At 70.1% G+C, this 21,063-nt stretch carries 20 protein-coding genes and 1 pseudogene; 8 read left to right on the top strand and 13 right to left on the bottom strand.

Annotated features, from left to right (window positions below; all coding sequences use genetic code 11):
* The 3 genes and pseudogenes from D7Y11_RS32245 to D7Y11_RS32235 all read left to right on the top strand — a co-directional run.
* Nucleotides 1-568: pseudogene (locus D7Y11_RS32245) on the top strand (hypothetical protein); the annotation flags it as partial.
* A 21-nt stretch (nt 569-589) separates the two neighbouring features.
* Nucleotides 590-1,657 carry a nicotinamidase gene (locus D7Y11_RS32240; RefSeq protein WP_126935600.1) on the top strand — a complete coding sequence of 356 codons (1,068 nt, stop codon included), beginning with the start codon at nt 590-592 and terminating at the stop codon, nt 1,655-1,657.
* A 38-nt stretch (nt 1,658-1,695) separates the two neighbouring features.
* The gene (locus tag D7Y11_RS32235; protein WP_121752739.1) at nt 1,696-2,490 is read left to right on the top strand and encodes a hypothetical protein; all 795 of its coding nucleotides are present in this window, start codon (nt 1,696-1,698) and stop codon (nt 2,488-2,490) included.
* Between the two features lie 20 nt (nt 2,491-2,510).
* On the opposite strand, the gene D7Y11_RS32230 is transcribed toward D7Y11_RS32235, so the two are convergent.
* Nucleotides 2,511-3,386, bottom strand: coding sequence for an alpha/beta fold hydrolase (locus D7Y11_RS32230; RefSeq protein ID WP_126935599.1), 876 nt, complete (start codon nt 3,384-3,386; stop codon nt 2,511-2,513).
* A gap of 104 nt (nt 3,387-3,490) precedes the next feature.
* Nucleotides 3,491-3,928: a lipopolysaccharide assembly protein LapB gene (locus D7Y11_RS32225; protein ID WP_120579263.1), complete on the bottom strand. Its 438-nt coding sequence runs from the start codon at nt 3,926-3,928 to the stop codon at nt 3,491-3,493.
* Between the two features lie 80 nt (nt 3,929-4,008).
* Here D7Y11_RS32225 and D7Y11_RS32220 point away from each other — a divergent pair, with 80 nt between their 5' ends.
* Nucleotides 4,009-5,385 carry a restriction endonuclease fold toxin 5 domain-containing protein gene (locus D7Y11_RS32220; protein ID WP_233607445.1) on the top strand — a complete coding sequence of 459 codons (1,377 nt, stop codon included), beginning with the start codon at nt 4,009-4,011 and terminating at the stop codon, nt 5,383-5,385.
* Nucleotides 5,382-6,095 (top strand): immunity 52 family protein, encoded by a 714-nt coding sequence (locus D7Y11_RS45025; protein ID WP_121752722.1) that lies wholly within the window; start codon nt 5,382-5,384, stop codon nt 6,093-6,095. Before D7Y11_RS32220 ends, D7Y11_RS45025 begins: the two co-directional genes overlap by 4 nt.
* On the opposite strand, the gene D7Y11_RS32210 is transcribed toward D7Y11_RS45025, so the two are convergent.
* The 9 genes from D7Y11_RS32210 to D7Y11_RS32170 all read right to left on the bottom strand — a co-directional run bounded on the left by D7Y11_RS32210 (nt 6,088) and on the right by D7Y11_RS32170 (nt 16,067).
* Nucleotides 6,088-6,846 carry a PIG-L deacetylase family protein gene (locus D7Y11_RS32210; protein ID WP_126935598.1) on the bottom strand — a complete coding sequence of 253 codons (759 nt, stop codon included), beginning with the start codon at nt 6,844-6,846 and terminating at the stop codon, nt 6,088-6,090. The two genes, D7Y11_RS45025 and D7Y11_RS32210, sit on opposite strands and share 8 nt — an antisense overlap.
* On the bottom strand, nt 6,843-8,129 hold the full coding sequence (locus D7Y11_RS32205; RefSeq protein WP_126935597.1) for a glycosyltransferase family 4 protein: 1,287 nt from the start codon (nt 8,127-8,129) through the stop codon (nt 6,843-6,845). The genes D7Y11_RS32210 and D7Y11_RS32205 overlap by 4 nt, the downstream gene beginning before the upstream one ends.
* Nucleotides 8,126-8,977 (bottom strand): sugar phosphate isomerase/epimerase, encoded by an 852-nt coding sequence (locus D7Y11_RS32200; protein WP_120579258.1) that lies wholly within the window; start codon nt 8,975-8,977, stop codon nt 8,126-8,128. The genes D7Y11_RS32205 and D7Y11_RS32200 overlap by 4 nt, the downstream gene beginning before the upstream one ends.
* Before the next feature lie 3 nt (nt 8,978-8,980).
* Nucleotides 8,981-10,456, bottom strand: a complete 1,476-nt coding sequence (locus D7Y11_RS32195) for a YcaO-like family protein (protein WP_120579257.1) — start codon at nt 10,454-10,456, stop codon at nt 8,981-8,983.
* A complete protein-coding gene (locus tag D7Y11_RS32190) occupies nt 10,453-11,286 on the bottom strand; it encodes a hypothetical protein (protein ID WP_120579256.1) in 834 nt (277 codons plus the stop codon). The genes D7Y11_RS32195 and D7Y11_RS32190 overlap by 4 nt, the downstream gene beginning before the upstream one ends.
* Nucleotides 11,277-12,311 carry a Gfo/Idh/MocA family protein gene (locus D7Y11_RS32185; RefSeq protein ID WP_126935596.1) on the bottom strand — a complete coding sequence of 345 codons (1,035 nt, stop codon included), beginning with the start codon at nt 12,309-12,311 and terminating at the stop codon, nt 11,277-11,279. The genes D7Y11_RS32190 and D7Y11_RS32185 overlap by 10 nt, the downstream gene beginning before the upstream one ends.
* A gap of 40 nt (nt 12,312-12,351) precedes the next feature.
* Nucleotides 12,352-13,284: a hypothetical protein gene (locus D7Y11_RS32180; RefSeq protein ID WP_120579255.1), complete on the bottom strand. Its 933-nt coding sequence runs from the start codon at nt 13,282-13,284 to the stop codon at nt 12,352-12,354.
* 3 nt (nt 13,285-13,287) lie between these two features.
* The gene (locus D7Y11_RS32175) at nt 13,288-14,514 is read right to left on the bottom strand and encodes an inositol-3-phosphate synthase (RefSeq protein WP_126935595.1); all 1,227 of its coding nucleotides are present in this window, start codon (nt 14,512-14,514) and stop codon (nt 13,288-13,290) included.
* A gap of 200 nt (nt 14,515-14,714) precedes the next feature.
* Nucleotides 14,715-16,067, bottom strand: a complete 1,353-nt coding sequence (locus D7Y11_RS32170) for an MATE family efflux transporter (protein ID WP_233607444.1) — start codon at nt 16,065-16,067, stop codon at nt 14,715-14,717.
* 178 nt (nt 16,068-16,245) lie between these two features.
* On the opposite strand from D7Y11_RS32170, the gene D7Y11_RS32165 reads away from it, so the two are divergent.
* A complete protein-coding gene (locus tag D7Y11_RS32165) occupies nt 16,246-17,439 on the top strand; it encodes a glycosyltransferase (protein ID WP_126935594.1) in 1,194 nt (397 codons plus the stop codon).
* Here the strand turns inward: D7Y11_RS32165 and D7Y11_RS32160 are convergent.
* Nucleotides 17,370-18,593, bottom strand: coding sequence for a glycosyltransferase family 4 protein (locus D7Y11_RS32160; protein WP_126935593.1), 1,224 nt, complete (start codon nt 18,591-18,593; stop codon nt 17,370-17,372). The two genes, D7Y11_RS32165 and D7Y11_RS32160, sit on opposite strands and share 70 nt — an antisense overlap.
* Before the next feature lie 70 nt (nt 18,594-18,663).
* Here D7Y11_RS32160 and D7Y11_RS32155 point away from each other — a divergent pair, with 70 nt between their 5' ends.
* Nucleotides 18,664-19,476: a hypothetical protein gene (locus tag D7Y11_RS32155; RefSeq protein WP_233597261.1), complete on the top strand. Its 813-nt coding sequence runs from the start codon at nt 18,664-18,666 to the stop codon at nt 19,474-19,476.
* Here D7Y11_RS32155 and D7Y11_RS32150 read toward each other — a convergent pair whose 3' ends face one another.
* A complete protein-coding gene (locus D7Y11_RS32150; RefSeq protein WP_121752712.1) occupies nt 19,477-20,520 on the bottom strand; it encodes a pirin family protein in 1,044 nt (347 codons plus the stop codon). It lies immediately after the preceding gene.
* Between the two features lie 276 nt (nt 20,521-20,796).
* Between D7Y11_RS32150 and D7Y11_RS32145 the strand changes: the two genes are divergently transcribed.
* On the top strand, nt 20,797-21,063 hold a 267-nt coding region (locus D7Y11_RS32145; RefSeq protein WP_148139242.1), incomplete at its 3' end, for a hypothetical protein.

Genomic DNA, 21,063 nt, shown 5'->3' with positions numbered 1-21,063 from the left:
CGGCGGGCTGTGGCGGGACGGCATGTATGGGGCCGAGCGGTGGGGGGACGTGTTGCAGGGGCAGACGCGGCTGTTCGTGGGACCCCGGTTCGGCCTGGGTTTCCACCGCGCGGCGGGGCTGCGGGGAGCCTTCCTGTTCAACGTGGAGCGCAAGGGCCTGCGGGACGGACTCGCGCTGCCGTGGCCGTCAGGGCAGTTGCTGGACGCGGAGGCTGTGTTCGACGCGGACTCGGTGTGGCTGCTGCTCGCGGAGGAGGCCAACGGACGCACCGTGCATCACGCGGTGCTGCTGGGCTCGGACGGGGCGGTGCGCGCGAGCGCCCGGGCAGACGCGGGGGATGGCTCTTGGCTGGGGACGCTGCGTGGAAAGTGCGCCGTGGGGGGCGCGCTCTTCTGCGCCACGGACGCGGGGCTGACGCGCGTGGAGCTCCAGCAGGGCCAGTTGGTGGCGGTGCGCGAGTTCCCGGACGCGGAGCCGTTCGTGGACGCGGGCCGCGAGCTCCTGCTGTCGCGAGAGGGATTGACGGTGGTGGGGGCCCAGGACCTCACCTTGCTGCGGATGAAGTGAAACACACACAGGGGGATGGACATGAAGAAGACGACCGTGAAGGAACTGCCGCTGCCCGGGTTCTACAATTCGAACCACGCGGCGGAGTACGGCTACGGCGCGAACGCCGGGAAACTCCAGCGTGACGCCGGAGCGTGGAAGGCGGCGCAGGGCGTGACGGCGGCGGCCACGGACCGCTTCAACCTGCACCTGTTGCTCATCGACGTGCAGAAGGACTTCTGCTTCCCGGATGGCTCGCTGTACGTGGCGGGGCGTAGCGGGCGGGGCGCCATCGACGACAACCGCCGCATCGCGGAGTTCATCTACCGGAACCTGGGGACGCTGACGAACGTCACCGCGACGCTGGATACGCACTTCGCCTTCCAGATCTTCTTCCCGTCGTTCTGGGTGGACCAGGACGACCAGTCGCTCCAGCCGTACCGCGAGGTGACTCGCGAGCAGATTGAGCGCGGCCAGGCGAGGCCGAACCCCGCGGTGGCGAAGTGGCTGTGCGGCGGCAACTACCCGTGGCTGCTCAAGCAGGTGAAGTTCTACTGCGAGGAGCTGGAGCGCGCGGGGAAGTACACGCTCTACCTGTGGCCGCCGCACTGCCTGCTGGGCAGCGACGGGCACGCGCTGTCGGGCGTGGTGCAGGAGGCGCGGCTGTTCCACTCGTACGCGCGCGGCGTGCAGTCGTGGGCGGAGGTGAAGGGCGGCAACCCGCTGACGGAGAACTACTCGGTGCTGCGGCCGGAGGTGTTGATGCGGCATGACGGCCAGCCGCTCGCTCAGCGCAACACGCAGTTCCTGAAGACGCTGCTCACGTCGGACGCGGTGGTGATTGGCGGGCAGGCGGCCAGCCACTGCGTGAAGAGCAGCATCGACGACTTGTTGGGGGAGATTGTCGCGCAGGACGCGGCGCTGGCTCGCAAGGTGTACCTGCTGACGGACTGCATGTCGTCGGTGACGGTGCCGGACGGCAAGGGCGGCTTCGCGGCGGACTTCACGCCGCAGGCGGACGCGGCGCTCAAGCGCTTCGCGGACGCGGGCATGCACCTGGTGAAGTCGACGGATCCGCTGGCGAGCTGGCCGGACCTGCACCTGGCGTGACGTCTGGCATTGGCACTCACACGAAGGGAGACACGGACATGAGCAAGGCGAACGGGACGGGTGTCACGAAGCTCTTCGAGGACGCGCACGCGGAGGGCATCCTCAGCCCTGCGGGGTTGCAGACGCTCACGGTGGTGGACCTGGGGGCGCAGATCCAAGCGGGTCTGGGCATCCACGTGGACGACGTGCAGGCGAGCGAGGTGGTGCTGGTGACGGTGATGCCGGATGACTCCGGGAGCATCTCGCACGCGGGGCACACGAAGACGGTGTGTGACGGGCACAACCTGGTGCTGGACGCGCTGCTGGCGAGCCAGCAGAAGGACGGCGTGCTGTTCCACACGCGCTACCTGAACGGACACGTGCTCAATCCGTTCCGGCCGCTGGAGGACGTGGTGCGGATGCACTCGAAGAACTACTCGGCGGACCAGGGGACGCCGCTGTACGACCAGGCGGTGGTGCTGCTGGGCACGGTGCTGGCGAAGTCGCAGGAGTTCAGCGGCAACGGAGTGCCGGTGCGCACGGTGACGCTGCTGATCACGGACGGCGCCGACGCGGGCTCGCAGAAGGCGCGGGCGAAGGATGTAGCGGCGCTGGTGAAGGACCTGCACCGGGTGGAGAACCACATCGTCGCGGCGATGGGCATCGACGATGGGGTGACGGACTTCCGGCGCGTGTTCCAGGAGATGGGCATCTCGGACCGGTGGATTCTCACGCCGGGGCAGAGCGCCCAGGAGATCCGCGCCGCGTTCCAGGTGTTCAGCCAGTCCGCCGTGCGCGTCAGCCAGGGCGCGGCCAGCTTCAGCCGCACGGCGCTGGGCGGCTTCGGAGCCTAGCGGGCGCGGAAGGCCAGGCGTCACGCCCGGAGGAAGTCTCCGAGCAGCTCGCGGACCTCCGCTGGCCGCTCCTCGGTCACCCAGTGGCCGGTGTCCCGGAGGATGTGGGGCTCGACCTGGGTTGCCACTGCACGCGCCTGCGCGACGAGCGGTTCGCCCATGGACTTGTCACCGCCAATGACCATCACGGGCATGGGGAGTTTGTTCCGGGCCAGCTCCCGGAAGGCCTTCTTGTCCTGGTCCAACGCCTGGAAGTAGCCCCATGTCGAGTGGAGCCGGCCCGGGGCCGCGTAGGCCTCCGTGTACGCCTGCCGTTCCGCTTCTCCGACGGCCTGGGGATTGGCGGCGAAGTCGGTCCAGAAATGGTCGAAGTAGATGCGCTCGCGCCCCTGCACCAGCTTCTCCGCGGTGGGGCCGTTGAAGGTGAAGTGCCACACGTCCAGGCTCTTCATGACCTGGTCGGACCAGGGTTCGATGCCCGGCAGGAACGCATCCAGGAGGGCCAGGCGTTCGACCTCGCCGGGGAACCGGGCGGCGTAGGCGTAGGCGACCATCAGGCCGATGTCGTGGCCCACGACGGAGACCTTGTCGAAGCCGAGCTTCTTCACCAGCGCGCGCATGTCGCCGGCCATCGTCTCCTTGTCATAGCCCTGCCCGGGGGCGGCCGAGCCACCCGCGCCTCTCAGGTCCGGGATGAGCACGGTGTGCTCCTTCGCGAGCTCCGGCGCCAGGCGCCACCACATGAGGTGCGTCTGCGTGTAGCCGTGCAGCAGCACGACGGGGCTGCCCTTGCCGCCGATGACGAAGTGGATCCGCGTGCCGTTGACGTCCTCGTCGCCTTCGCGGAAGCCTTCCGGGAAGAAGGGACGGACGGTGCTCGGCTGCTGGCGTGTCATGGGCGCCTCCTCGCGGGAGCGGGTTCACGCCTCAGGGTGTGCATTCCCCGCGTGCGTGAGGCGCCAGGTCGAGCGGGGAGGCCGGCGCTCGGGTCCCGGATTCCTCAATCGTCCTGGGGCGGTTGCAGGCGGGACTGGATGAACTCCAGGTACTTCGCGTCGTCGCCTTCGAAGAGCTCCTCACCTCCGCCCATGAAGGCTCGGGCCAGCTCATCGGCGGCGCGGGCTTCGTCTCCCAGCTCCAGGGCGCACTGGCCGAGCCGCAGGTGGATGAAGGGATTGCCGAGCCCTCCCGGCGAGTGGACGGCTTCGCGGAAGTGCTCGCGGCAGTCCTCGAAGCGTTCGAGCTGGAAGTACATGTCGCCGATGGCGGCGCGCACCCAGGTGTTCTGCTGATGGTCGCGGGTGGGTTCCGGAATCAGGGCGAGGGCGGCCTTGAAGTGTTTCAGGGCCTGCTCGAAGTCGTCCTCTCCCGCCGCGGTGTCTCCCTGGGCGCAGAGGTCGGTGATGCGTTGGTGGGTTTCATCCGAGATGGACGTCATGATTCGTGCTCCGGGGACCTGGGAGACATTCGCGGTCCTCGGAGCAGTCTAGACGACACGTCGTGGGTTGGAGACGCCACTTGGGCACGAAACCGTGGGGACGGGCTGGCTGCTGGCTGATGCTGCTGGTGTTCTGGGCGGGCTGCGCCAGTGGACCCACGGTGCGGCTGCGCACGGAACGGGAGACCCGGACGTATGCGCCGGTGACGTGGGACCGCCGTGTGCCGGTCAGCGCTCGGGAGTTCGAGGAGGCGCTGACGCGGCTGGTGCTGGAGGCGCCACTGACGGTGCGGGCACCGAAGGTGGTGCGCGCGGTCGCGAAGAAGGGGGCGCAGCTGGACCTGGGATTCGGGTTCATGCTGCGGGACGGGTACGGGCGGTGGTGCCGGGCGCATGAGGCTCCTGGGGACTGTCTGTCCTTGCTGGAGGACGGCGCGGGTTTCGGTGAGTTGGACCGGCTGACGCTCGCGGTGGGCATGTCGCTGGACCCTTTGCGCGCGAGTATTGGCGCTGCGCTGCAGGACTCGCTGAACCCGGAGTTCTTTGTCTCCGTGGTCTCGGGAGCGATTGCGTCCTGGGTGGTGCTGGCCGCGGCGCCGGAGCCCGTGTTCACCAAGGCCGCGGCGGTGATTGCCGCTGTGTTCCTGGCATACGTGGGCGTGCAGTCGTTCGTCGCCGTAGTGCGCGCGTGCTGGGCGCTGAAGGATGCGACGGACCGGGCGCGGACGTTTCAGGAGTTGGAGGAGGCGGCGGAAGTCTTCGCGCAGGCACTGGGGCCGGAGGTGGCGCGCGTCTTCGTGCTCGCGGTGACGATGTTGGTGAGTCACGGCGTGACGGTGGGGTTGTCATCCGCGCTCACGTTGATGCCCGGCTTCCCGGACGCAGTGCGGTTGGGCTCGACACAGGCGGGCTTCAACCCGGCACGCGTGCTGGACGTGAGCGCGGTGGCGGTGGTGGACGGCGTGGTGGAGGTGACGCTCGCGTCCACGGCGGTGGCCATGGCTGCCGTGGGCCCGCCTCCCGCGAGCAGCAGCGGAGGGATGCCGCCAGCAGGAGGGCCGGGCAAGTGGGTGCAGGTGAATGAGTCGATGTCCAACCGCGCCCGCGACTATCAGGCCCAGGTGACCGGAGCACCGAAGGGATCCGCGTACCGGGTCAAGCGAGGGGATGAGGAAGTCGACTTCGACGGCTATGACCTGGATGAGAACGTTCTGCTGGACGCCAAGGGGCCTGGCTACGAGCAGTTTCTTGATGAGGTGCCGAGATTCAAGAGGTACTTCGAGGGAGAAAAGGGCCTTCGTGAACAGGCAAGGCGTCAACTGAGCGTGGCCGGAGATACTCCTGTGCGTTGGCTTGTCGCGGAGGAGCGGTTCGCGAGGGTCCTCAAGAGGATGTTCGAGCGGGAAAGCATCGGCATTGAAGTCGTCCTACGTCCAGTCAAAGTCCCCCCTCCATGATGGAATCCTATTTTGCAGGTGCGTATTGGCTGGGACGTAGCGAATCCGCGGAGCAGTGCGCTCAGCGTGCCTCAGCCTTCTTCCAGTTCCTGGCCCGCATCGAACCGACATGGAACCGCTGGTGCGAAACAGCGAACTCCTTCGAGGAAGCGTCTCAAAAGCAGGTCGCTACGGACGTGGATTCGCTGCGCAAGCACTTCAGCAGGAAGGACCGCCGGCTGGGAGATGCCTTCCAGTACTGGCTCTGGGCGGGGGCTCGGCCCGATGAAACGGCGAGTGTCACTGGGACATGTGGCTCCGCGGATCCCTGGACTCCTTCTACCTGTGTCCTGTCCCCACCCGAGGAGGGGCCACTCTCAGAACGCATCTTGACCGCGGCCGTGCTTTCCCAAGTGGTTCGGGAGATGGCGCTTGCTTGGGATCCTGAGTTTGGTTTCGCCACCTCGAGTGATCATTATGGGAGCCTGTCCTCACGGCCCAAGATGGGAACACTTCCTGGCTGGGTGATGTACTTCTCCCGCCAGAGAGGGACCGTGCCCCCGCTCCCCGCCCCCGTACGCGTCGAGCCCGTGGGCGACCTGGGAACCCTCGTGGTCCTCACTCCGGAGCGGTTCACGGTGACGAACCCGGAACACGTCGCGCTGGCTTCGGAGGTTCAACAAGTGCTCGATGCCGCGGGCCTTCTGCACCCATTGCGGCTTCCTAGCTGACCCCATCCGTCAGGAACACCTCCGCCGCCCCGGACTGACCGCGTGTCTGTGCTTCCATCCGGTGGAACGCCGTGAGCGTCCGCGCCAGGCCGTCCACTCCGCCGAACTGGAAGCCCAGCTGCGTGCCGTAGCGGACGCAGCCCTCCACCTTCTTCGGCAGGTGCTCCGTGATGTCCACCGCCAGCGGGTGCAGGCCCTGGGGCACGGCGGGGTCGGGGTGGGCCTTCGGTTGGCGCACGGCGTACGGCGTGTCCCGGTAGTAGAGGATCCGGTTCGTTGGGATGCCCAGCCCCTTCACTGCTCGCACCACGTGCACGTGGTCCACGTGGCTTCCCAGGGCCTGGGGCACGAAGACCCGGTCCGGCTTCAGGTCCCACAACACCGGCTTCAAACACTTCGCCACCTTCGCTTCGATGACGTCGTCCGCTCGCGGTGGCTGGAACAGCGCTTCAGGGCTTGCGTAGCCCCGGTGCGGCGCTTCCTCCAGGTCCCCCCAGCGCACCTGGTCCACGCCCATGCAGACCGCGAAGGCGCGGTCCTCTTTCCTCCGCAGGGCCATGTAGTCCACATCCGGCCCCAGTCCCTTTGATGTCTGACATTGCAGCGCGAAGCCCTTCGGCCCCGGCACCGACTTCGTGAAAACGGTGACGAGCGCCACCGTCCACCCCTTCGCCTTCAGCGCCGCCAACGTGCCTCCACAGGAGAAGGCCACGTCGTCCAGGTGCGGCGACACGAACAGGGCCGTGCTCATAGGAGGTGCGGCTCCGCCCGGAAGCGGCACGTGTGGTCCGCGCGCTCCTCCGTCATCGCCGGGTCGTAGAGGTGCGTCCACCGCGTGTCCGGCCGCGTGCCTGTCAGGTTCCTGTAGACGCCTTGAATCCTCCGCCCCACCGCACGCCACGAGTACAACTCCCGCACCTCGCGCAGCGCCGTCGCCGCCAGCCGCTTGCGCAACGGCGCGTCGTCCATCATCCGGCCCATCGCCTCCGCCAGCGCGGCGCTGTCCTTTGGCGGCACCAGCAGCGCGTCCCGCCCGTCCTCCAGGCAGTCCACCACCCCCACCGCTCGCGTCGACACGATGGGCAGCCCGGAGGCCATCGCCTCCAACAGCGTGTTGGAGAACCCCTCTGAATACGTGGGGGACACGAACAGGTCCGCGCTCCGGTACAGGTCCGGCGCCTTCGCGTAGAGGGATGCCCCCGTGAGCTCCACCACGCCGTGGAGCCCCTCCGCCTCCACCTTCGCTCGCACCGCCTCCAGGTCCGGTCCAATCCCAGACACCCGCAGCTTGAACCTCCGCCCGTCAGCCACCAGCCGCTGCACGGCATCCAGCAGCTCCATCACCCCTTTCCGAGCGTCCACCCGGCCGTGGTACAGCCACACCGGCACGTCCCGCGTTTCGCCCACCGCCGACTCACTCCTCGGATGGAAGCGCAGCGTGTCCGTGGCGCCGGGGACGATGGTGAACCGCTCCAGCGGCGTCCCGTGGTTCTCGCTCACCTCTTGCGCGAAGGACCTGCTCCCAATCAGCAGCGCCCCCGCGTGGCCCAGCACCGCGAGCATCGCCTGCTTGTGCGTCCCGCAGCAGGTCCCCACCCAGTGCCCATCTCCACCCTGGATGGAGACGACGTTGGGCAATCCCAGCAGCCTTGCCGCCTGCAGCGCCGCCAGGCCGCACGGATAGCCGTACTGCGCATGGATGAGGTCGAACGGACGGCGACGGTGCTCGCGCACCACCGTGTTCACCATCACCTCCAGGTCATGCTCGAAGCTCGCCGGCTGGCCCTGGTTGATGCGCTGCTCGCCCACCGACTCGCAGCCCAGCACGTGCGCGCCTGGGATTCCCGGTGGCGGCCCGCCCCCGTACACCGCCATGCCTGCCGCGTCGCTGCGGTACTGGCTCACCATCGTCACGTCGTGCCCGCACGCCACCAGCTCCCGCACCAGGTTCAGCGCATAGACGCTCATCCCTGAGATGGCCGGAAAGAAGCGCCGGGAGATGAAACAGATTCGCAGCCCGTTCACGGTGTTCATGCCGCCACCTCCGCGCCCGTCGGCAGGCGCTTCCTCAACCATTCCAGCGCCCAGGGCACCAGCTCGTGCGCCCGGTGCGCGTCCCGAGACAGCTCCACGCACACCAGCCGGTCGCAGCCCGCGCGTGTCAGCTCGCGCAGCACCGACGGCACGTCCACGTCCCCTTCGCCAAAGGGCAGGTGCTCATGCACGCCGCGCTTCATGTCCTCCAGCGCCACCGTGCCCAGCACCTGCGCGAACTCGCGCACCGCTTCCGCGGGCGTCCGCTCCTGCGTCACCAGCAGGTGGCCCACGTCCAATGCCAGACGCACGCCGGGCACCCGCGTCTCCAACTGACGCCAATCGTCCACCGTCTCCACCAGCATCCCTGGCTCCGGCTCCACCGCCAGCACCACGCCGCGTGCCGCCGCGTACTCCGCCAGCCGTGCCACGCCGTCCACCAGCCACGGCCACGCGGCCTTCTCCGTCACTCCGGGACGTGGCACTCCCGCCCAGAAGGACACCGCTTCCCCCCGGCACGTCCCGCACACGTCCACCGCGCGCTTCAGGAACTCCAGCCGCCGCGCACGGCCTTGCGCGTCCGGTGTGATGAGCGTGGGCTCGTGCTTCCTCCGAGGGTCCAGCAGGAAGCGCGCCCCCGTCTCCACCACCAGCCCCAGGCCCAGCCGCTCCAGCCGAGTGGCGAGCTGTTCCGTGCGCCGCTCGAAGTCCGGCGCGAACGGGTCGAAGTGGTGGTGGTCCAGCGTCAGCGCCACGCCGTCGTAGCCACTGTCCGCGATGAGGCCCAGCGCGTCCTCGAAGCGGTGATTCGATACGCCGTTGGTGTTGTATGCGAAGCGCAGGGCCATGGCTCACTGCCCTCCGAAGCGGCGGCTCGCGAGCACCGCCGGCACCGCGTGGCGGTCCGGCTCCCGGTAGAGCGCGTACAGCCTCCCCACTCGCGCTTCCGCCAGCCGCACGTTGAACCAGACGGGGCCTCCCAGCCGTGACTCGGCGTCCGGCGTCAGTCGCACCGGCTGCGCTCCCGACGGCGGTGCTCCCAGGCCCACCAGCGGGTCCCTGCGCTCCAGGAGCCGCGCCACGTTGCGCTCGCCCAGGCGGTTGTACGTCATCGTCTCCACCTCCAGGCCCGGCACCAGCGCCTTCACCACGTGCACCTGGCGGCCCGGCGGCGACAGGTCCGCGACCAGGATGTCGAAGCCCTCCGCGTGCAGCTGCCTCACCACGTGGTCGCACCGGAGCGAGGGGTCCTCCACGGTGGGCGAACGGGGCAGGTCCTCGAAGCGCACCTTCTGGCGGATCATCAGCGTGCACGCCGTCAGCTCTCGCAGCGCCGAGGCTGGCAGCCGCGCCCACTCCACCATCGCGTTCAGCGCGCGCGGCTCCTCCGCGTCCAGGTCCACCCGCGGCACGAAGCGGTCCATGTATTCCGGCGGCGCCACCCGGGCCACGTGGCTCAGCGGCCCGTGCATGAACGCCTTGCGCGCGCGCGAACAGGCGTACTCCAGCAGCGCCTTGCGCAGCGCCCGGTCCCGGTCCGGGTCGGCCGCCTCTCCGCACGCCGTCACCATCAGCGGCTGGTCCCCCACGGACAGGTCGCGGCCCACCACGTACAGGTTCACCAGGCCGAAGTCCGTGCTGGCCAGCTTCGCCATCACCTCCACGCCCGCGCGGCGGTAGAGCTCCAGCAGCTCGCGCACGTCCGGCGCCAGGTCCGTGCCCTCCAGGTCCAGCTCCACGCCCTGGTCCATGGCGCGGTACATCAGCCCGTTGCCGTCGCGCTGGATGAGCTCCAGCAGGCCGTGCGCCAGCGCCTGGGGCCGCGTCAGCCCCGCGCCCTGGCCGTTGGTGATGGGTGTGATGAGCGGTGTTCTCCCCTGCAATTGCCCGGGGTGGATGGCGACGTACTCCTCCGGCACCAGCACCCGCTCCCCCGTGGACAGCCGCTGCATCTCCACCCAGACGAGCGGCAGGTCCGGTTGATACGGACTGCCCGCGGGCAGCCCCAGCGTGAGCGGATCCGCCACCGCGGTGGGACCTCTCGCGCGCACCAGCGCCTCGTAGCTGCCGTGCACGCGCGGCATTCGGTGCATCGCGAGCTCACAGAAGGTCTCCTCCACCAGCTCGCCCAGCGCGCCCACCCGCGCCTCTTCGTCCGTGCGGCCATAGCCGTTGCCGTGCAGCACCGCGCTCGAACCGCCCCCCAGCGCCAGACTGGCGGAGGCCACGGGAATTCCCAGCCGGTCGATGGGGTCGATGCGGAACATCTGCAGGGCGCCGGTGGACATGGCGTGGTGATACGCATCCAGGGCTCGGGCAATGCTCATGACAGTTCCTCCAAGGGCAGGGGACGGGTGTGCGGCATGCCCGAGAGCAGCCGGTCGAACAGCGCCAGCGCGTGCTCGCGGGTGACGCCTCGCGCGAACTCGAACGGGGTGAAGACGTTCTCGAACGGGAGCTGCTTGAGCACCGCGCGGTAGCGGCGCAGCTCGCCGTGGCTCAGCGGAATCGCGGAGTGGAAGCCCTTGTGGCACGACAGGCCCGTGGGCCTGCCTCGCGCGTCCAGGTCCACCTTCAGCGCGTCGCCGCAGAACAGTGAACGGGTGCGCGCGTCGTACAGCACCGTCTGGCCCTCGTAGTGGCCGCCCACGCAATGCAACGTCAGGCCCGGCGCCAGCTCATGCTCGTCATCCACCGGCCAGCGCACCTGGAAGGCCTTGCTGTACTGGACCGCGTCCCGGTGCAGCACGAGCAGCGGGTCGAAGTGCTCCTGCAACTGCCACAGCGCCCCGAAGCCGTGCGGGTGCGACGCGGACAGCACCTGGAGGCCGCCCATCACCTCGATGAACTCCAGCGCGGGCCGCGAGTACCAGGGCGCGCCCTCGAAGCAGACGTTGCCCTCGGGTCTGCGCAACAGCCACCCCGTGGAGCCCAGGCCGAAGGGCGGCGTGCACGTGAAGCCCCAGATGCCGGGCAGCGCCTCCTCCCAGCGCGTGGTGAGCCGCTCCGACACCTGGCCCGCCGTCTGGAAGTCCCAGCCGTCGCGCGGCAGCGCGTTGCGCACGTCCAGGCACGTGGGACAGCCCGTGGGCCGCTCGCTCGGGAAGCCCGGCTGCCACGTGCCGCAGTGGGTGCAGGCGTAGCGGGTCAGTGGCATGGCGGAAAAGCCTTTCCGGCCTGCGTCGCCTGCGTCAGCAGCCCCACCAACCGCACGTCGCGCTCTGGCGCGAACGGCTGTGGACGCCCCTCCAGCACGCACGTGGAGAAGACCTCCAGCTGGTGGAGGAAGGGGCTCCGGTCCTCTTCCGGCGAGAGGGGGACCCATGTCTCCTCTCCCGTCTTCGCGTCGATGAGCGACAGGGAGCCGCCGGGTGTCTGGCCCATCGTCTTGTAGGCCAGCGCTCGCGCCCGGGTGCCGATGAGCTCCAGCGTGCGCCGGGGGTACGCGTCCGGGCAGTTGTAGGCCACCTGCAACAGGCCCAGCGCGCCGCTCTTGAACTGGCCCATCAGCACCGCGCCGTCGTCCACGGCGTAGCAGTGCACGCGCCGCTGCGTCATGGCGGTGAGCGACTCCCACTCGTCGCCCAGCACCACCTCCAGCAGGTCCAGGCCGTGCGGTGCCAGGTCGATCATCGCGCCGCCGCCGGCCTGCTCCGGGTCGATGCGCCAGTTGTCCGGCGTCCAGTCCTCGGGCAGCCAGCAGGCGTAGTGGATGCGCGCCTGGGTGACGGTGCCCAGCACGCCCTCCTTCACCAGCATGCGCAGCTTGCGGTGCGCCGCGTGGTGGCGCTGGTCGAACGCGGTGGCGTAGTGCACGCCCGCGCGCTGGCACGCGGAGACCATGCGCAGGCCGTCGCGCGGCGTGACCGCCATGGGCTTCTCGCACAGCACATGCTTTCCCGCCGCCGCGCACACCTCCGTCATCGCCGCGTGCAGGTGGTTGGGCGTGGCGATGTAGACGGCCTGCACGTCCTTGTCCGCCAGCACCGACCCCAGCTCGGTGTAGCGATTCACGTCGTCCGCCGGGATGCGCATCAGCGCCTCCGCGTTCGCGTCGCACAGGGCCACCAGCCGCGCGTTGCTCGCGCCCTGGAGCGCAGGGATGACGTAGTCCCGTGCCACCCAGCCACAGCCCACCACCGCCCAGCCCAGCCTCCGGGGCCTCGGCTTCGCCTCGAACATGGTCACCGCCTGTTGGGAAGGTTCAGGAACCGCCGCTGGCTCATGGCCACACCGCCGCGTCGCGCAGGACGCCGTTGCCGAACGTCTGGAGCGGGCCGGGGTGGATCAGCTCCAGGTCCTCCATCGCGTGGCGCAGGGTGAAGCCCGCCGCTCGAGCGTGGGCCTCCAGCTCCAGCACCCGGTCCAGTGCGTCCGCGGCGTTGAAGGCGCGCGCCTCCGCCGAGTCCACGTTGCCGGTGAGCGCCAGCGCCTGCCGCACGACACCAGCCAGCCGCTCCGGCAGCGAGGACAGGGCCTTCTCCGTGAGGCGCTTCATGACGGGCTCCAGCAGGTCCCCCAGCAGCGCCTCCCCGCAGTAGCCCGCGTCCGGCAGCACCGCGTTGAAGAGGTGGTGCGAGAGCCCCGCCACGAAGGGCAGGGCAGGGGATGCGCTGAAGCAGGGCGCGACGAGCACCGCGCCCACCGCCACCGCGTAGCAGTGGTCCGCGTGGCCCTCCTGCGGTGACACGAGGATGCGCGGCCGGCCGGGGAACGTGGCCCCGGCGCGGGGTTGACGCACCAGCCGGTCGACGAACAGGGGCGGCGGCACGTGACATGCCTCCTCCGGTGTCTGCGAGAGCGCCACGGACAGCCGCTCCCGCAGGCCGGGGGCCAGCGGCCCGGTCATCGCCTCCAGGCCCCGGTGCAGCACCCGCGTCGCGTCCAGCGGGGACAGCCCCGCCCGCTGGAGGACGGCCATGTCCAGGCCGCCCAGCCGCACCGCCGCCAACGCGCGCGCCGTCTCCTGCAGCGCCACGATGCGTGGGTCCATGCCGGAGGCCAGCGCGGCCCAGGCCCGGCGGAAACCGTGCGCCGCCAGACCGTCCGGATGGTCCGGGGTGCGGATGCGCTTGAGGTCCATCAGCTCCGACAGGAGCGGGCGGAGCTCCGCCAAACGGCCAGGGGACGCCGTGTCACGCGCGGGTGCGTTCATGGTTCAACCCCTGATGCGTTCCGGAAGGCGCTCCACCTGCCGCGCGCTGCCCTTGGACAGCCATGTCATCAAGCGGCGCTGCTGCTCCGCCATGGCGTGCTCCACGGGCTCGCCGTCCTGCGACATGGGGGCCTTGAAGAAACAGCCCAGCGCGTCGATGACGCCGCACTCGCCCCGGCGCTTCGCCAGGTCCAGCGTGCGCGCCAGCTCCACGACGAGCGGCGCGGCGAGGATGGAGTCCTTGCAGAGGAAGTTGAGCTTCAACTGCATGGGCTGCCCCAGGAAGCCCGTCACGTCGATGTTGTCCCAGGCCTCCTTGTTGTCCCCTCGCGGGCGGTAGTACTGGATTTGAACGACGTGGTCCTGGACCTTGTAGCCAAGGATGCTGTCCAGCGCGGCGCCCTTGGTGTCGAGCTTGTTCTGCTTCGACGCCGGGTCGTTGAGGGCCTCTCCGTCGCGGTTGCCCAGGATGTTGGTGGAGTACCAGCCGTCCACGTGCAGCGCGCGGTCGCGCAGCGCGGGCGCGAGCACCGTCTTGAGCAGCGTCTGCCCCGTCTTGCCGTCCTTGCCCGCGACGGGCGCGCCGGTGCGCTTCGCCAGCAGGAGCAGCGCGGGCACGTCCGCGGCGACGCTGGGCGTGAAGTTGGCGAACGGGATGCCGTCCACGATGGCCGCGTACGCGTAGAGCATCGCGGGGCCGATGTCCGGGTCGTTCGCGTCCAGGGCCTTCTCGAAGGCCTCCGGCGTGGCGAACTCCGGACGGGTGAGGTCCACGGCCTTCTCCGTGGAGGCCAGGTTCACCACCACCACGCGCTCCAGCTGCTCACGTTGCTTGAAGCGGGCCAGGTCGTCGCGGATGGCCCGCACCTGTTCGCGCAGGGTGCGCGCCTTCTTCTCCGCGGTGCCGACGACGTTCTTGCAGAACTTCGCGTTGGAGGCCGCGGGCCACGGCCGCATGCGGCCCAGCGTGGGCGCCACCGCCTCCAGCTGCGCCTCCGTCAGCACCGCGTGGTTGCGCGCCGCGTGCGCCAGGTCGTCTTCGAACAGGTCCCAGCCGCCGAAGGTCAGCTCGCCGTACTCCACCATCCCCAGGCCCTTGGCGTCCGCCAGAGGCAGGCCCCGCGTGTCCACCCGTCCCCGGCGCAGGAGCTCCATGCCCGCCACCGCCGTGGTCGCCACCGCGCCGCCCAGTCCCACCACCGCCACGCCCAACCGCTCGTTGCCCGCCATGTGTGAAGCCCCTCCCCGCCGTTGTGCCCCGTGCTCTCGCGGCGACACTTCGGAAGCGCCCCAGGGTGACTGGCGCCCCCGAGGTTGGAGGCACCGGAGGTGCCCATTCGCCGTGAGAGTTTCGGGAAGGTCTCCACATGCCTGGAGGCTTTCAACTCAGCCCCCAGGCCGTGGCCACTGTCGGCTGATGGAGGACGGTCTCAGACGTGCCGCAGCTTCCACCCGCCGCGCCGGAAGAGGGCGGCGCTCGCCAGGCCGAGCGCTCCATACGTGACGGCGATGGCGATGAATGCGCCCGAGGGACCCAGGCCCAACGGATGGGAGAGGATCCACGCGAGCGGCAGCTGGAGGCCCCAGGAGAAGAGTGCGTTCACCACTGTGGGGGTGGTGGTGTCGCCCGCGCCGTTGAAGGCGTGGGGCAGCACGGTGACGAAGGCGTAGAGGGCCAGGCTGCAGCTGACGATGCGCAGGCAGCGCACGGCGTGCAGGCCCACCTCCGGCTCGGAGGTGAAGCGGTGGATGAGGGGCTCCGCGAAGAGGAGGAAGCCCACCGCCACCACGCCCAGGAACGCGAGCGTGTAGAAGCTGGCGCGCCACGCGGCCCGCTCCGCGCGGTCGGTGTCGCCCGCGCCCAGGCTCTGACCCACCAGCGTGCCCGCCGCGTGGGACAGGCCCCATGACGGCTGCTGCGCGAAGAGCAGGATGCGCATGGCCAGCGTGTAGCCCGCGAGCGCGGTGCTGCCGAAGGTGGCCACGATGCGCATCAGCACCAGCCAGCTGGACATGCCCAACAGCGACTGGAGCGTGGCGCCTCCTGACAGCTTCAGCAGCGAGCGCAGCGTGGACACGTCCACGCGCAGGTGGCGGCGGCGCAATTCCAGACGCCCGCTGCCCTTGAGCAGGCGGTACACCTGATACAGCACGCCGGTGGAGCGCCCCACGGTGGTGGCCAGCGCGGCGCCGGTGACACCCAGCGCGGGCACGGGGCCCAGGCCGAAGATGAACAGCGGCGCGAGCACGATGTTCACGGAGTTGGCCAGCCACAGCGCGCGCATGGACGTGGCCGCGTCCCCCGCGCCGCGCAGGATGGCGCTGATGAGGAACAGCAGCATGATGATGGGATAGCTGGCCAGCATCAGCCGCGTGTAGCCCGCGCCGTGCTCCACCACACCGGGCGCGGCGCCCAGGGCCATGAGCAGCGGGCGCGCGAAGAAGCTGCCCGCGAACGCCAGCGGCACGGCCAGCGCGAGTCCCAGGCCCAGGGCCTGCACCGCGGTGCTCGCGGCGCGCTCCGGATCCTTCTGCCCGATGCGGCGCGCGATGAGCGCGGTGGCGCCGATGGACAGACCCAGCGGCAGCGTCTGGAGGAGCGTGAGCATGGACTCGGTGAGGCCCACGGTGGCGATGGCGTCCGCGCCCAGGCGCGACACGAAGAGCACGTCCACCAGGGCGAAGACGGACTCCATCACCATCTCCAGCACCATGGGCACGGACAGCAGCAGGAAGGCGCGATCCACGGGCCCGGTGGCCAGGTCCTCGGTGGATCCCTTCACCGCCAGCCACAGGGAGGCAAGGAGGCCCCTGGCTCCAGTGGTGGAGGGGGCGGCGTCCGGGGCGAGGGTTTCAGGCGGGGGTTGCGTCATGGATTGCGCGTTGCAACGGGACGCCTTCCGCCTTTCATCCCTCGCGGTTCCCCGCTCGCCGGCGCGTGCGGACGGGTAGATTGAGGGCATGGCTTCCGGTCCCCGCGTCCTCCTCCTCGCCGAGCGCTTTCCCCCTGACATCGGAGGGCTCGCGCGCAGCGGGGCGCGCACCGCGGGCTCGCTCGTGCGGCTGGGCGCACGCGTGGACGTGGTGGCCTGGACCCGCACGGCGCAGCCCGGAGCGCTGGAGACGGTGCCGGACGCGGGGGACGTGTCGCCGTTCGCGAAGGGCGTCACGCTGCACCGGATGGGGTTGTTCGGCAGCGCGGACCTGTCCATGCAGCACACGCTCGATGTGCTCGGCCACCTGCACTCGCGGCGGAAGTATGACCTGGTGTGGGGGCACTACCTGTACCCGCCGGGCTTCCTCGCGGTGGTGTTCGCGCAGAGCGCGGGGCTGCGGTCCATCCTCAGCGCGCGGGGCAATGACGTGGATCAGCTGATGTTCCCGCCGGGGGACTTCGCCCGCCTGCTCTGGACGATTCAGCGGGCGGACGTGCTCACCGCCGCGTCCGCGGACCTGGGCCGGAAGATGGCGATGCTGCTGGGCCGCGACCCGGGCGTGGAGGTCATCCCCAACGCGGTGGACACGGCGCTGTTCTCACCGGGACCGGCGGACGCGGCCCTGCGCGAGCGATTGGGCATCCAGCCGGGCGAGGCGGTGCTCGGCTTCTCTGGAGAGCTGCGCCACAAGAAGGGGCTGCCGTTCCTCTTGTCCGCGCTCACGGAGGTGCGGCGCGTGCGGCCCGCGTGCCTGCTGGTGATTGGCGAGGTGCGCGCCCGGGACGCGGAGCACCTGGTGGCCTACCGGGCGGAGCATCCGGAGGACGCGGCGCGCATCATCATCTCCGGCGCGCTGGAGTCCCCGGAGTTCATCGCGGAGCACCTGCGGCTGTGTGACGTGTATCTGCAGCCGTCGTTGTGGGAGGGCATGCCCAACGCGCTGCTGGAGGCGATGGCGTGCGCGCGGCCGGTCATCGCCAGCGACGCGGGCGGTATCCCGGAGGCGGTGGAGTCCGGGGTGAATGGCTTCATCGTGGAGAAGGCGCTGCTCAACCACCTGGGGCAGGCGTGCCTGGACGTGCTGGGGATGCCCGAGGCGAAGCGCGCGGCGCTGGGGGCCGCGGCGCGCGCGCGAATCAAGGCGGGCTTTCAGGCGGACGCGGAGGCGGCGGTGTTGTCGCGCGTGCTGACTCGCGCGATGCCCAGGTCGTCCGAGTAGGCGTTCACGAGCGCCTCCTGCGCGCGGCCCCACGGGAAGTCGCGCTCCACGCGGGCTCGGGCGTTGGCGCTCATGGCGGCGACGAGGGCGGGATGGGCGATGAGGTCCTTCACGGCCTCGGCGATGGCCTTGGGCGAGCCGGGGCGGACGCGGTAGGCCTCGGTGGCCTCCGCGAGCGCGCGCACCACGGGCAGGTCGCTGACGACGACGGGCGTGCCGGTGGCCATGGCTTCGATGAGCTTCAGGGGGCAGCAGCCCTGCACGCAGTTGCGGTCGTTCACGGGCAGCGGCACGAGCACGACGTCGCAGGCGTGGTGCAGCCGGGCGAGCTCTTCCTGGGGCAGGGGTTCGAGGATTTCAACGGCGCCCTGGAGCACGAGGTCTCCGCACCGGTCCAGGAGGGCGCGGCGCGCGTGCTTGCGCAGAGGGCCCACGAGGGTGAGGGTCACGGGCAGGTCGCGGCGCAGGATGCGGCAGGCCTCGATGGCGTGGTGCACGCCCTGCCACGCGGTCATGGTGCCGCTGTAGAGCAGGCGCACGGGACGGCCGGCTTCGGGGGGGCGTGGAGGTGCGTAGCGGAACACGTCCAGGTCCACGCCGTTGGGGATGACGCGCAGGCGCTTTGGATCCGCGCCGCGTGAGAGCAGGTGCTCGGCGGTGACGGCGCTGGGCGTGACGAGGAGGTCCGCGGCCTGGAGGCAGGCCTCTTCCTGCGCGAGCAGCTTGCGCATCAGCTCCACGTCATCGGAGACATCGGGATGGTGGTACTTGAGCTCGATGGAGGGCAGGCCGTTGACCTCGTAGACGAGCGCGTCGGTGAGGGCGGCCTTGCGCCGGGCGATGGGGTAGCCCTCGAAGATGGAGCGGACGTGGACGGCCTTCGCGCGCGGCCGACCCCTCCACCACGCACCCAGGTGCGAGCGGAACGTCAGCGCCTGGGCGACCAGGTCTTTCCCGCGGGCACCCAGCGGGTGGTAGGTGATGTGGGGACCCAGGGCAGGCGGGGGAGCGCCCGGCGCGTCGCCGATGGCCACGAGGTCCACCGGGCCAAACGCGGCGCCCAGGGCCTCCACGAAGGCGCGGATGTGCACGGCGGCGCCCTTGGGCGCGGGGAAGCGGTCGAAGGACGCGTAGACGATTCCAGAGGAGGCCACGGAAGGGTGCTACCGCGACGGCGGGCCGGCGGCAAACCGGGCGGTCCGGAGTTCGGGCAGGATGGCGCGCATGCTCATGAGCTCCGTGGTGATGGTGGCGCTGTTCACGGCCGCGCCCGCTCCCAAGTCCCAGCCGCTCACGTGGAAGGTCACTGGCTCCGATGTGACGTTCGAGATGTCCTCGAAGGACCTGCGCGCCCTGCGCGGTGGCAAGGAGGTCTTCGGCCTCCTGTCCCGCAAGAAGGGCTTCCTGGAGGACCTGAAGCCCGACCCGGAGGAGACCCGGGACATGTCCGACTGGGAGGCCTACCACTCCTTCAAGGTGCTGTCGGTCGTGGGGCCCTGGGCGAGCTACGAGGAGTCCAGCTCCGGCTACACCGGCGGCGCCCACCCATACGCGCACTCCGGCTACGTCACCTGGGACGTGACGAAGGAGCACGGCGCCTTCAACCTGCTGGACGTGTTCCCGGAGAAGGACGTCCTCCAGGCCCTCAAGGCCGACAGCTTCGTGAAGGAGCACATCGACGACGCGAAGGCCTTCAACGACGCGAAGACCGTGGCGGGCCTGATGGAGATCCTGAAGCCCGGCGAGGACTGCGTGGGCTTCAACTCCTCCGGCCTGGACAACGTGAAGCGCTCGGTCGCCTTCCACCACGTCGAAGGCGACAAGGTCGCCGTGCGCATCGCGTTCGCCTACGACAACGAGTCCTGCCGCGGGAACATGTTCGTGGTGGGCGTGCTGCTGCCCATCCCCGAAGCGCTGAAGCCCGCCCTGGAGCGCGCCCGCACGCGCCAGGAGGGCTTCCTCATGAAGGACGCCAGGAGCGCCAAGGCGCCCTCCCTGAGCTTCGAGTGGGAGGGCGCCGACGCGAAGAAGCCTTGATCAGGCCGGCCGCTCCACGTTGCCGTCCGCGTGCCGCGCGAAGCGGCCTTCTTCTCGCGCGTGCACCGGGTCGTGGCTGGGCCAGGGCCAGCCGCCGAAGCCCGTGCGCTGGTAGTCCGCGAAGGCCTGCTGAATCTCCTGCCGCGAATTCATCACGAACGGGCCGTACTGCACGACCGGCTCGCCAATGGGCCGCCCCTGGAGCAGCAGCAGCTCCGCCGTCTCCGGGCCGTTCTCCAGCACCACGTCCACGTCCGCGCGCAGCTCGATGGCGTTGCGCGCCGGCACCGCCCGGCCGCCGACCTTCATCCCAGCGCCCAGGAAGAAGTAGAGCATCCGGTTCGTGCCGCGCTTCGCGGCCGGCAGCGTCCAGCGCGCACCCGGCTCCATCTTCAGCGTCCAGATGGCCACGTCCGCGTCCGCGTTCGCGGCCCAGGACTTGGGCGGCGACGGAGGCGCCTGGATGTCACCCAGGTTGCCCGCCACCACGGTGATGTTCGTGGCGCGGCCCGCGTCGTCCTTCGCCACGTGGCGCGGGATGACGTTGTTCCACAGCATGGAGAAGTGCGCGGGCACCATCTTGTTGGCGCGCGGCAGGTTGAGCCAGATTTGAAACAGCTCGATGTGGTTGCCCTGGTCCTGCTTGAGCAGCGGGAACATCTCCGAGTGGTTGATGCCGCCGCCCGCGGTGAGCCACTGCACGTCGCCCCCGCCGAAGCGCGCCGCCGCGCCCAGCGAGTCCGAGTGGTCCAGCAGCCCGTTGCGCACGATGGTCACCGTCTCGAAGCCCCGGTGCGGGTGCTGCGGGAAGCCCGGCACCACGGTGCCGTGGTACATGTTCCAGCCGTCCCGCCCCGCGAAGTCCTGGCCGATGTCCCGGCCCGCGAGCGATGCCTGGGGCCCCAGCTTCTCGTTGCCCTGGGGGTAGCGGTCGTCATGGTGCACGCAGAAGAGGAACGGATCCGGCGTCCGCCACGGGGTGGGGGACGGCCCGAGCGGATCCACGCGGACCACGGCTTCCGGTTGCTGCGCCTGCTGACTCATCTTCGACTCCTCTGCCTTTCCCGAGCCGCGTGAACACCCCGCGACGGTGGTGACACCCGCCGCCGCGATGAGCTTCAGCGCTGCCCTCCGGCTCACTTCATCCACGGTCCACCTCGCGCTCCATGCCGTTGGGGCCGCCCATCCTACCTAACGTCCCCGCCTTCCCGGCGCTCGGCTTGCCTGCATGGCCGGCGGTTCACCCCTGGTGGGACGGCCCGGAGGCCCCTACGCTCGCGCACGGGTCCGCCCGACGGGCATCGCAGGGAGTCCACCGCCTTGGCGGTCAACATCAGCCGCTTCCACGAAGTCTTCCGCTACCAGTCCCGCGCGCCGGTGCCGGACCTGCTCGAGGACATGGAGGTCCTTGCCCATCTGGACGCCCGCGCGGAAGGGCAGCGGCGTGCGCTGGCGTGGTCCGGGGGGTGCACCGTGATTTCGGGCGGGGGGATGGCCGTCCTGACCTACATCTCGTGGGTGGGCACCATGGAGAGGCATGAGCTCACCGAGGCGGGCGCCCAGCTCCTCCAGGTCACGGGCGGGGTG

It is taken from the genome of Corallococcus sp. AB018, from assembly GCF_003986945.1.
GTDB lineage: Bacteria > Myxococcota > Myxococcia > Myxococcales > Myxococcaceae > Corallococcus > Corallococcus exiguus.
Note: the sequence above shows the minus strand (reverse complement) of the source record. Positions and strands in the feature narration are given on the sequence as shown.

Bases quoted from the DNA above. Each gene is read 5' to 3' on its own strand.
- D7Y11_RS32225 (WP_120579263.1), bottom strand. From the start codon at position 3,928: ATGACGTCCATCTCGGATGAAACCCACCAACGCATCACCGACCTCTGC.
- D7Y11_RS32240 (WP_126935600.1), top strand. From the start codon at position 590: ATGAAGAAGACGACCGTGAAGGAACTGCCGCTGCCCGGGTTCTACAAT.
- D7Y11_RS32235 (WP_121752739.1), top strand. From the start codon at position 1,696: ATGAGCAAGGCGAACGGGACGGGTGTCACGAAGCTCTTCGAGGACGCG.
- D7Y11_RS32165 (WP_126935594.1), top strand. From the start codon at position 16,246: ATGGCTTCCGGTCCCCGCGTCCTCCTCCTCGCCGAGCGCTTTCCCCCT.
- D7Y11_RS32155 (WP_233597261.1), top strand. From the start codon at position 18,664: ATGCTCATGAGCTCCGTGGTGATGGTGGCGCTGTTCACGGCCGCGCCC.
- D7Y11_RS45025 (WP_121752722.1), top strand. From the start codon at position 5,382: ATGATGGAATCCTATTTTGCAGGTGCGTATTGGCTGGGACGTAGCGAA.
- D7Y11_RS32185 (WP_126935596.1), bottom strand. From the start codon at position 12,311: ATGTTCGAGGCGAAGCCGAGGCCCCGGAGGCTGGGCTGGGCGGTGGTG.
- D7Y11_RS32190 (WP_120579256.1), bottom strand. From the start codon at position 11,286: ATGCCACTGACCCGCTACGCCTGCACCCACTGCGGCACGTGGCAGCCG.
- D7Y11_RS32205 (WP_126935597.1), bottom strand. From the start codon at position 8,129: ATGAACACCGTGAACGGGCTGCGAATCTGTTTCATCTCCCGGCGCTTC.
- D7Y11_RS32195 (WP_120579257.1), bottom strand. From the start codon at position 10,456: ATGAGCATTGCCCGAGCCCTGGATGCGTATCACCACGCCATGTCCACC.
- D7Y11_RS32230 (WP_126935599.1), bottom strand. From the start codon at position 3,386: ATGACACGCCAGCAGCCGAGCACCGTCCGTCCCTTCTTCCCGGAAGGC.
- D7Y11_RS32210 (WP_126935598.1), bottom strand. From the start codon at position 6,846: ATGAGCACGGCCCTGTTCGTGTCGCCGCACCTGGACGACGTGGCCTTC.
- D7Y11_RS32200 (WP_120579258.1), bottom strand. From the start codon at position 8,977: ATGGCCCTGCGCTTCGCATACAACACCAACGGCGTATCGAATCACCGC.
- D7Y11_RS32175 (WP_126935595.1), bottom strand. From the start codon at position 14,514: ATGGCGGGCAACGAGCGGTTGGGCGTGGCGGTGGTGGGACTGGGCGGC.
- D7Y11_RS32150 (WP_121752712.1), bottom strand. From the start codon at position 20,520: ATGAGTCAGCAGGCGCAGCAACCGGAAGCCGTGGTCCGCGTGGATCCG.
- D7Y11_RS32180 (WP_120579255.1), bottom strand. From the start codon at position 13,284: ATGAACGCACCCGCGCGTGACACGGCGTCCCCTGGCCGTTTGGCGGAG.